Source organism: Methylobacterium sp. WL6, from assembly GCF_008040095.1.
In the GTDB taxonomy this organism is placed as follows: domain Bacteria; phylum Pseudomonadota; class Alphaproteobacteria; order Rhizobiales; family Beijerinckiaceae; genus Methylobacterium.
Map to the genome: position 1 here is coordinate 1 of NZ_VRVH01000169.1, position 9,651 is coordinate 9,651.

Sequence of the window (9,651 nt, forward strand, 5' to 3'; positions counted from 1 at the left end):
CCCCCCCCCCCCTTTTTTTTTTTAATTCCCCGCCCACCCCCTTTATCTACACGTATGTCGGCGGCGGCCGCTTCTTTTTTTTATACCCCCCTGGCTGGTGTTCCCCCCCCCCCCCGCCGGCCCGGCGCCGGCCCGAGGCCGGGGCGGGGATTGACGCGAGATCGTTCATATATAAACCATCTCCGGCGGTGACGGCGGGGCCGGTTCGGGCGTATGCCGTCAGCGGAGGGCGTGGGCCTAGCGTGCCCCCGCGCCGACCGTCAAACGAGACGCCGAGGCGCGGTCGAACCGGGCCGGGCGGGAGGAACAGCCGATGAGCTACCGCGCACCCGTGTCCGAGATGGTGTTCACCCTGCAGCACATCGCCGGGCTCGACGGCACGGGCGCGCTCGGCATCGAGGACGCGGACGCGATCCTCACCGAGGCCGGACGCCTCGCCGCCGACGTGCTCGCCCCGCTGAACCGCATCGGCGACCGGCACGGCGCGACGCTCGCGGACGGCGTCGTCACCACGGCGCCGGGTTTCGCGGACGCCTACAGGACATTCGTCGCCGGCGGCTGGAACGGGCTCACCGCCGACCCGGACCATGGCGGGCAGGGCCTGCCGCAGGTGCTCGACGCGGCCTGCACCGAGATGTGGAACGGCGCCAACCTCGCCTTCGGCCTGTGCCCGCTGCTCACCGCCGGCGGCATCGAGGCGCTGGCGGCGCACGGCTCGGAGGATCTGAAGGCGCGCTACCTCGGCAAGCTCGTCTCCGGCGAGTGGACCGCGACGATGAACCTGACCGAGCCGCAGGCCGGCTCGGACCTGGCCGCGATCCGCACCCGCGCGGAGCCGGCCGGCGACGGCAGCTACCGCATCGTCGGCTCGAAGATCTACATTACCTACGGCGCCCACGACATGGCCGAGAACATCGTCCACCTCGTGCTCGCCCGCCTGAAGGATGCGCCCGCGGGCACCCGCGGCATCTCGCTGTTCCTGGTGCCGAAGGTGCTCCCCGACGGGTCGGAGAACGACCTGCGCTGCTCGGGCCTGGAGCACAAGCTCGGCATCCACGCCTCGCCGACCTGCTCGATGGCCTTCGGCGACAACGGCGGCGCCGTCGGCTGGCTGATCGGCGAGGCGAATCGCGGGCTCGCCTGCATGTTCACGATGATGAACAACGCCCGCCTCAATGTCGGGCTGCAGGGCGTGGGCATCGCCGAGGCGGCGACGCAGCGGGCGCTGGCCTACGCCCGCGAGCGCCGGCAGGGAAAAGCGCCGGGCTCCGCCGAGACGAGCCCGATCGTCGCCCATCCGGACGTGCAGCGCATGCTGCTGACGATGAAGGCCTGCACCGCGGCCGCGCGCGGCATCTGCTACCTGACCGCGGCCGCCCTCGACGCGGCCGAGGGGCCGGAGGGCAAGGCGGCGCTCGACCGCGCCTCGCTGCTGACGCCGGTGGCCAAGGCGTTCTCGACCGACATCGCCAACGAGGTCGCCTCCCTCGGCGTGCAGGTGCACGGCGGCATGGGCTTCGTCGAGGAGACCGGCGCGGCGCAAGCGATGCGCGACGCCCGCATCCTCGGGATCTACGAGGGCACCAACGGCATCCAGGCGATCGACCTCACCGGGCGCAAGCTCCCGTTGAACGACGGCGCCACGGTGCGCGCGCAGATCGCCGCCATGCGCCGGGTCGCCGAAGCCATGCTCAAGGCCGCCGACCCGGCCCTCGGCCACGCGCCGGCGCGGCTGCGCGTCGGCATCGAGGCCCTCGACCGTGCCACCAGCCACCAGCTGGCGAGCCTGAGGTCCAACCGGCCCGACGCGGCCCTCGCCGGCGCGACGCCGTACCTGCGGCTGTTCGGCCTGGCCCAGGGCGCGGCCTGCCTCGCCCGCGAGGCGCTGGCCGCCCGCGCCGCGCTGAAGGCGGGCGAGACCGATCCGGCGCACGCCGCGCGGATCGCGCTCGCGCGCTTCTTCGCCGAGAACCTGCTGCCGGCCGCCGACGGGCTGGCCCAGGTGGTGATCGACGGCGGCGGGTTCCTGGACGATGCGGCCGCAATTCTGATGGCATGACGCAAGCCTTCCGCCCGTCATTCCGGGTCCGCGATGCGGAGACCGGAATCCAGAACCGCAGGTGGCGCCTCATCGAGCCCGAGCGGCGGCTCCGGATCCCGGGCGCACCTTCGGCGCCCCGGGATGGCGGGTCTGGAACGGAAACGGTGACATCGATCTGTCGCTGGCGAGGCCTGGAACGAATGATCAGGGGGAGGCGGAGATGAGCGAGCACCTGGCGATCACCGACGGCGCGGACGGCGTCCGGTCGATCACGCTGAACCGCCCCGAGAAGAAGAACGCGCTCACCGGGGCGATGTACGACGCGATGCGCGAGGCGCTGGCCTCGGCCGACGCGTCGGATGCCGTCGGCGCGGTGGTGTTCTCCGGGGTGCCCGGCATCTTCTGCGCCGGCAACGACATCGCCGACTTCGTCTCGCGCGCGGAAAAGGCGTTCAGCGAGGCGCCCTCGCTCCGCTTCATCCGGCAGCTCGCGCGCACGGCGACGCCGATGGTCGCGGCGGTCGACGGGATCGCCGTCGGCATCGGCACGACGCTGACGCTGCACTGCGACCTCGTCTATGCCAGCCCGGCGGCGCGCTTCCGCATGCCCTTCGTCGAGCTCGGCCTCGTGCCGGAGGCGGCTTCGAGCTACCTGCTGCCGCGGCGGATCGGCCGCCTCAAGGCGACCGAGCTGCTGCTGCTCTCGGAGATGTTCGGCGCGGATGCGGCCGAATCGCTCGGGCTCGTCAACGCGGTGATGCCCTCCGACATGCTGCTGGAGCACGCCCTCGGCCAGGCCGCGCGCCTCGCCGCCCTGCCGCGCGGCGCGCTCGCCGCCTCGCGAAAGCTGATCCGCGGGGACCAGGCCGCGGTCGAGGCGGCGCTGGACGCCGAGGCCGAAGCGTTCGACCGGCAGCTGCGCACGGAGGAGGCGCAGGGCGCGTTCCGGGCATTCCTCGCCCGGTCGAAGCCCGGCCCGAGGCCGTGACGCCCGACCTCGGCCAGAAGATCTGCCTCGTCGCGGGCGCCTCGCGCGGCGTCGGGCGGGGCATCGCCCGGGCGCTCGGCGAGGCGGGCGCCACGGTGGTCGTCACCGCCCGGTCGAGCGAGACCGGGCCGCGCACCGAGCAGCGCGCCGAATCGATCGAGGACACCAGCCGCGAGGTCGACGCCGCCGGCGGCGAGGGCCACCACTATCTCTGCGACCACACCAGCGAGCGCGCCGTTGACGCGCTCGTCCACTGGACCCTGCGCCGCTTCGGCCGCATCGACGTCGCGGTCTCGAGCGTCTGGGGCGGCAACGAGGGCTACGATGGCGAGCGCTACCCGGACGGGACCGGATGGGGCACGCCGTTCTGGCGCCGCTCGGCCGAGCCGTTCGCGGAATTCACCCGCGTCGGCCCCTATCCCGGTTTGCTGCTCGCCCGCGCCGTGGCGCCGGCGATGATCGCGGCGGGATCGGGCCTGATCGCGCTGGTCTCCTTCGGCACTGAGGAGGGCTACCTCGGCGACGTCTACTACGACCTCGCCAAGGCGACGACGAACCGCCTCGCCTTCGCCTTCGGGGAGGAGCTGCGCCCGCACGGCGTCACCGCGCTCGCCCTTTCGCCGGGCTTCGTGCGGACCGAGCGCGTCTGCGACCTCGGGCAGGGCGCGCTCGCCACCGAGAGCCCGCTCTATGCCGGCCGCGCGCTGGCGGCGCTCGCCGCAGACCCCGACGTGATCGCCCGGTCGGGCCGGGTGATCCACGCCGGCGACATCGCGGCGGAATACGGTTTCACGGATGCCGACGGGACGCAGCCTGCCCGCTTCCGGATCAAGCCCTGACACGCAACGCCCGACCCACGCGCGGAGGAAGCGATGACCGGTACCCTGGCCGACAAGACCTTGTTCATCACCGGCGCCTCGCGCGGCATCGGGCTCGCCATCGGCCTGCGCGCGGCCCGCGACGGGGCCAACGTGGTGATCGCGGCCAAGACCGAGACGCCCCACCCCAAGCTCGAGGGCACGATCCACACCGCCGCCGCCGCGATCGAGACGGCCGGCGGCCGGGCGCTGCCGCTGGTGGTCGACGTGCGCGACGAGGATTCGGTGCGCGACGCCTTCGCGCGCGCCGCGGAGACGTTCGGCGGCGTCGACATCGTGGTCAACAACGCCAGCGCGATCTCGCTGACCCCGACGCGCCAGACCGAGATGAAGCGCTTCGACCTGATGCATCAGATCAACACGCGCGGGACCTACATGGTCTCGAAATACGCGCTTCCCTATCTGGAAAAGGCGCAGAACCCGCACATCCTGATGCTGTCGCCGCCGCTCGACATGGCGGAGAAGTGGTTCTCGCCGCACCTCGCCTACACGATGGCGAAGTTCGGGATGTCGCTGTGCGTGCTCGGCCTCGCCGGCGAGCTGCGCAAGGCCGGCATCGCCGTGAACGCGCTGTGGCCGCGCACCACCATCGCGACGGCGGCGGTCAACAACCTGCTCGGCGGCGAGGCGCTGATGCGGGCGAGCCGCACCCCCGAGATCATCGCCGACGCGGCCCATACCCTGTTTCTGAAGCCGGCTCGCGAGATCACCGGCCAATTCCTAATCGACGACACGTTCCTGTCGCAGAACGGCGTCACGGATTTCTCGCAATACCGCGTCACCGCGGGCGTGCCCCTTGCGCCGGACTTCTTCGTGCCGGATGCAAGCGCGCCGCCGCCCCACGCGCTCGACTGAGCGCGTTCGTCCCTGAACGGCGCTCGCGTGAGCGCCCCCGCCCATGACGGCGCTCGACAGAGCGCCCATCCCCAGGTTCGCTCTTCGTGATCTTCATCCACCAGCCGGTCACCGGCACCGGCCAGATGCTGCTGGAGCGCCGCCCCCTCGAGCTGCAGGACCCGATCCCCGACGACACCGTCTGGCTCGACATGATCAAGCCGACGCGGGAGGAGGACCTCAAGGTCGAGGCCTTCATGGGCATCCAGGTGCCGACGCGGGAGGAGATGAAGGACATCGAGCCGTCCGAGCTGCTCTACGTCGAGGACGGCGCCCGCTACATGACCGGCCGCGTGCTCTCGAAGGTCAGCGACTCGGAGGATCCGGGGCTCGCCGGCATCACCTTCATCCTGCAGGGCCGCAAGCTCGTGACGGTGCGCTACGAGGAGCCGCAAGCGTTCCGGATGTACACCCAGCGCGCCGGCCGGGCGACCGGCAGCGGGCCGACGGGGACGCCTTCGGGCGAGACCATCCTCGCCGGCCTGATCGAGGCGGTGATCGACCGCGCGGCGGACGTGCTCCAGCTCCAGGGCGAGCGCATCGACCGGCTCTCGGGCAAGATCTTCGAAGTCCAGGCCGACCCGAGCGCGCGCAACACCGCGCTCCAGGACACGCTCCGCGCCCTCGGCCGCCACGGCGACCTGATCTCGAAGCAGCGCGAGAGCCTCGTCTCGATGGAGCGCATCCTGCTCTCGCTCTCGGCCACCTACCGGACGGCCAAGGCCCCGCGCGAGCTGCGCGAGGACGTGCGCTCGACCCTGCGCGACCTGCAATCGCTCGAGGAGCACGCGACCTTCCTGTCCTCGAAGATCCAGTTCCTGCTCGACGCGACCCTGGGGCTGGTGAACCTCGAGCAGAACAACATCATCAAGCTGTTCTCGGTCATGGCGGTGGTGTTCATGCCGCCGACGCTGATCGCTTCGATCTACGGGATGAACTTCAAGACCATGCCGGAGCTCGACTGGAGCTTCGGCTACCCGATGGCGGTGGTGATGATGGTCGTCGCCGCCGTGCTGCCTTACGTGTTCTTCCGCTGGAAGAAGTGGCTCTAGACGGCCGCCGCGCGCCGCCGCGGGCGGCGATCGCCGGCGGATAGGAACCTTTCGGGATGTGCGGACGCTTCTTCATCGCCCAGGCGCCCGAACGCTTCGCCGAATTCTACGGCTACCCGGAGCGCCCAAACTTCCCGCCGCGCTACAACGTGGCGCCGACGCAGCCCGTGCCGATCGTGATCGCCGAGGGCGGCGCGCGGCATTTCCGGCTGGTGCGCTGGGGATTCTGGCCGAGCTGGCTGAAGGACCCCAAGACCTTTCCGCTGGTGATCAACGCGCGGGTCGAGACCATCCTTGAGAAGGCGACCTTCCGCGGCGCGGTGCGCCACCGCCGCTGCGTCTTCCTGGCCGACGGCTTCTACGAATGGCGGCGCGAGGGCACCGGACGCAGCGCGGTGCGGACACCCTTCGCGATCCGCCGCGCGGACGGCGCGCCGATGGCGCTCGCCGGCCTGTGGGAATCCTGGCTCGGGGCGGACGGCTCGGAGATCGACACGGCGGCCATCGTCACGACGGGGGCCAACGGAACCATGGCGGCGGTGCACGACCGGATGCCGGCGATCCTCGCGCCGGAGCAGGTCGCACCCTGGCTCGACACCCGCGCGGTGGATCAGGCCGAGGCGGCGGCCCTCTGCCGGCCATGCCCGGACGACTGGCTCCGCCTCGACCCGGTCTCCGACCGGGTGAACGCCGTTCGCAACGACGACGCGGCGTTGATCGAGCCGGTCGGCCGGCCTCAGCCGGCCATCCCACCGGCGGATCGTCCAGCAGCCGAACAGCCGCGGTCCAGCGACGAGGACGCGCAAGGCAGCCTGTTCTGAACCGGCACACGCGATAACCGAAACGTGAGGCCGACATACAACTTATGTTGGTGTCACTTCTCGCCGGCCGAGTGAACGTGCAGCATCCAACCGCCCTATGATCCTTTCTCGTTGGTTGGGGCGCGGCAGCCGTGCCCCCGACCCTATCGAGGCACGACGTGGCCGGCGTTTGCGCACCGGGTCCACGAAAGCCTGATGCTCAGGTCACGCGACAAACAAATCTGAACATCAGACGTTGATTTGACGCAAAACTGTCAGTGCCCTATCGTCTATTGCTTTCGCATTTGCACGATCATCGATTTCATCACCTGCGAGATCATATCCATGATTGCTTATCGATGCGAGAAAGCAGCTCTCAAGACCCGGATCCGACAGAGCCGTCGGCGCATCGGCCATTCGAACGATCTGATGGCGCTGTCCCGCTTGGCGATCGATCGGTCGCGCGAGGCGATCCGATCCTCGAGCACGCGTTTCGCCCCGGCGTGGCAGGAACCGAAGCATGCCGTCTCCGTCGGCGCCGTCCAGACTCTCCTGGCCGACATGAACGGCGAGGCGCTCGATGCGGTCGTCGAGGACTTCTCCGCCGCCTACCGCGAAGCTGTGGCGACCGGGAACGACGACGCCGCCGACATCGTGCGGAAGGCCCTGGTGATCCTGGGTCGCCATCTCGCCAACAGCCTTGGGCCGAAGGCGGCCGGAGTCTCGATAAATTGATTGGCTCCGTGGGAGGCCGTGCCTATGAGGTCGTCTTGTGAAAAAGCCGGATGCCCATCTGTCCATCGCGCGCGCGAGCCTCGAGCGGATCGCGCAAACGCTCGATGAGCCGGTCAGCACGTTCTTCACGGGGGGCGAGCCCGAATCCCGAGAGGCCGAGACCTTGGCCCTCGTTCGAGCCTTCGACCGCATCAGGGATCCGCAGGCCCGCGCCCGGTGCCTGACCTTCGTGACGGCCGAGGCCGACCGCTCGTAGCCGGCCCCACCCCGTGTGCGGCCCGGCGCCGTCGCGGCGACCGACCCGCACGGAGCGACGAGATTCGACCACTTTCCTGCCTCCGGGAGGCGGGACGCTCCCGTCGCGCCGGCTCGCGCGTCCGCGCGGGCTCGGTAGCGTGTCGAGGCGGCCGCCGGCCGCTACAGCCGGCGCTTGACCGCGACCGCCCTGCGGAACACCCCGACCATCTCGACGTGGCCCGAGTACCAGAACTGGTCCACCGGGGTGACCCGCTCCAGGCCGAAGCCCGCCGCGACCAGGGTCGCCGCGTCGCGGGCGAAGGTCCCGGCGTCGCAGCTGACGCCGACGGCCAGCGGCACCTTGGATTCCGCGATCTGCTTCGCCTGCGCCTGTGCGCCGGCCCGCGGCGGATCGAAGACCACGGCGTCGTAGCCGTTCAGATCGTGGGCGAGGACGGGGCGGCGGAACAGGTCGCGGGCTTCCGTGGTGACGCCCTTCAGGCCGAGCGCGGAGCGATAGGACCGCGCGATGCCCGCCAGCGCGCCGGCCTCGCTCTCGACCGCGTGGACGGTGGCGGTGCGCGCCATCGCCAGGGTGAAGGGCCCGCAGCCGGAGAACAGGTCGACGGCGCGCTTGGTCTTCTTGGTGAAGGCGTCGCGCACCAGCCCGGACAGCGTCGCCTCGCCGGCCGCCGTCGCCTGGAGGAAGCCGCCCGGCGGCGGATGGAGGCGCGCGTCGCCCGAGGCCACCGTGACGGCCTTGCGCTCCACCACCACGTCGCCGTGCAGCGACAGGCGGGCGAGGTCGAGCTCTCCGGCGAGCCGCACCAGCGTGGCGCGCACGCCGGCCTCGACCGGGCCGTGGCCGCGCAGGTCCACGTCGAGCCCGGCCTCGGTCGCGGTCACCGCGACGTCGAGGGGCTTTCGCCCGTGCCCGAGGGGCGCACTGAGCGCCCGCGCGATCTCGGGGGCCCGATGCAGGGCCGGCACCGTGATCGGGCAATGGTCGATCGCGACGAGGGCGTGGCTGCGCGCGGCCATCAGCCCGGCCTCGGCCCGGCCCTCGACCTCGCGGACGTGCAGGGTGATGCGCCGGCGGCCCTCGCCGTGGGCGTCGATCAGCGGATCGGGAGCGCGGTCGAGCCCGGCCTGGGCCAGGGCGTTGGCGACCTGCGCGTATTTCCAGGCGGCGTAGGGCTCGGGCGCGAGGTGCTGTGTCGCGCAGCCGCCGCAGCGGGTGAAGTACGGGCAGATCGGGGCGATCCGATCGGGCGAGGGCGTCTCGATGCCGAGGAGCTCGCCGCGCCCGCCGTCGCGCCGGATCGCGACGCGCTCGCCCGGAAGCGCGAAGGCGATCGCCGTGCCGTCTTCGGCGATGCCGTCCCCGCGCGCGCCGAGGCGACGGATCGTGACGGTTTCAGATGCGGTCATCGGGTCTTTCGTGCGGTCGATCGGCGCGTGCGCCGACGAGGAATTCGGTGTTGCCGTCCCCGCCCCGGACGGGGGAGGGGATCAGGCCGAGGATCGTGAAGCCGAGGCCGGCGAGGGTGCGGCGCACCGCATCGCAGACCTCCGCGTGGACGGCGTCGTCGCGGACGATGCCGCCGCGGCCGACGCGCTCGCGGCCGGCCTCGAATTGCGGCTTGATCAACGCGATCAGGTGCGCGCCCGGCGCCAGCAGCCCGGCCACCGCCGGCAGCACGAGGCGCAGGGCGATGAAGCTCACGTCGATGCTGGCAAGGCAAGGGGCAGGGTCGAGGCTGCCCGGCGCGAGGGTTCGGATGTCGGTCCCTTCGCGGTTCGTGACCCGTGGGTCGGCGCTCAGACTGGCGTGAAGCTGGCCGTGCCCGACATCGACCGCGACGACCCGCGTCGCGCCGCGGCGCAGGAGCAGGTCGGTGAAGCCGCCGGTCGAGGCGCCGACGTCGAGGCAGGGGAGGCCGGCCGGATCGAGGCCGAAGGCGTCGAGGCCCGCCTCGAGCTTCAGGCCGCCGCGCGAGACGAAGGGGTGGGGCGCGCTGGCCTC

General features: G+C 71.5%; 10 protein-coding genes. 8 read left to right on the top strand and 2 right to left on the bottom strand.

Annotation, left to right across the window (positions count from 1 at the left end; genetic code table 11):
- Positions 1 to 313: 313 nt before the first annotated feature.
- The 8 genes from FV230_RS18900 (at position 314) to FV230_RS18935 (ending at position 7,644) form a co-directional block, all read left to right on the top strand.
- Positions 314 to 2,059 (top strand): acyl-CoA dehydrogenase, encoded by a 1,746-nt coding sequence (locus FV230_RS18900; RefSeq protein ID WP_147843492.1) that lies wholly within the window; start codon positions 314 to 316, stop codon positions 2,057 to 2,059.
- Between the two features lie 202 nt (positions 2,060 to 2,261).
- Entirely contained in the window at positions 2,262 to 3,029 is a 768-nt protein-coding gene (locus tag FV230_RS18905; protein ID WP_147843493.1) for an enoyl-CoA hydratase-related protein, read from the top strand.
- Complete coding sequence (locus FV230_RS18910; RefSeq protein ID WP_147843494.1) at positions 3,026 to 3,868, top strand: SDR family NAD(P)-dependent oxidoreductase; 843 nt, start codon at positions 3,026 to 3,028, stop codon at positions 3,866 to 3,868. Before FV230_RS18905 ends, FV230_RS18910 begins: the two co-directional genes overlap by 4 nt.
- A gap of 33 nt (positions 3,869 to 3,901) precedes the next feature.
- Complete coding sequence (locus tag FV230_RS18915; RefSeq protein ID WP_147843495.1) at positions 3,902 to 4,762, top strand: NAD(P)-dependent oxidoreductase; 861 nt, start codon at positions 3,902 to 3,904, stop codon at positions 4,760 to 4,762.
- Between the two features lie 86 nt (positions 4,763 to 4,848).
- Positions 4,849 to 5,853, top strand: coding sequence for a magnesium transporter CorA family protein (locus tag FV230_RS18920; RefSeq protein ID WP_147728142.1), 1,005 nt, complete (start codon positions 4,849 to 4,851; stop codon positions 5,851 to 5,853).
- Positions 5,854 to 5,909: 56 nt separating this feature from the next.
- Complete coding sequence (locus FV230_RS18925; RefSeq protein ID WP_147728143.1) at positions 5,910 to 6,674, top strand: SOS response-associated peptidase; 765 nt, start codon at positions 5,910 to 5,912, stop codon at positions 6,672 to 6,674.
- 240 nt (positions 6,675 to 6,914) lie between these two features.
- On the top strand, positions 6,915 to 7,388 hold the full coding sequence (locus FV230_RS18930) for a hypothetical protein (protein WP_147843496.1): 474 nt from the start codon (positions 6,915 to 6,917) through the stop codon (positions 7,386 to 7,388).
- Between the two features lie 37 nt (positions 7,389 to 7,425).
- Entirely contained in the window at positions 7,426 to 7,644 is a 219-nt protein-coding gene (locus FV230_RS18935; RefSeq protein ID WP_243931806.1) for a hypothetical protein, read from the top strand.
- Between the two features lie 161 nt (positions 7,645 to 7,805).
- On the opposite strand, the gene FV230_RS18940 is transcribed toward FV230_RS18935, so the two are convergent.
- Both FV230_RS18940 and FV230_RS18945 read right to left on the bottom strand, forming a co-directional pair.
- Complete coding sequence (locus tag FV230_RS18940) at positions 7,806 to 9,056, bottom strand: class I SAM-dependent RNA methyltransferase (RefSeq protein WP_147843497.1); 1,251 nt, start codon at positions 9,054 to 9,056, stop codon at positions 7,806 to 7,808.
- A partial coding sequence (locus FV230_RS18945; RefSeq protein WP_147843498.1) for a TlyA family RNA methyltransferase occupies positions 9,043 to 9,651 on the bottom strand: 609 nt, incomplete at its 5' end. The genes FV230_RS18940 and FV230_RS18945, both read right to left, overlap by 14 nt.

Bases quoted from the DNA above. Each gene is read 5' to 3' on its own strand.
- FV230_RS18940 (WP_147843497.1), bottom strand. From the start codon at position 9,056: ATGACCGCATCTGAAACCGTCACGATCCGTCGCCTCGGCGCGCGCGGG.
- FV230_RS18925 (WP_147728143.1), top strand. From the start codon at position 5,910: ATGTGCGGACGCTTCTTCATCGCCCAGGCGCCCGAACGCTTCGCCGAA.
- FV230_RS18900 (WP_147843492.1), top strand. From the start codon at position 314: ATGAGCTACCGCGCACCCGTGTCCGAGATGGTGTTCACCCTGCAGCAC.
- FV230_RS18905 (WP_147843493.1), top strand. From the start codon at position 2,262: ATGAGCGAGCACCTGGCGATCACCGACGGCGCGGACGGCGTCCGGTCG.
- FV230_RS18915 (WP_147843495.1), top strand. From the start codon at position 3,902: ATGACCGGTACCCTGGCCGACAAGACCTTGTTCATCACCGGCGCCTCG.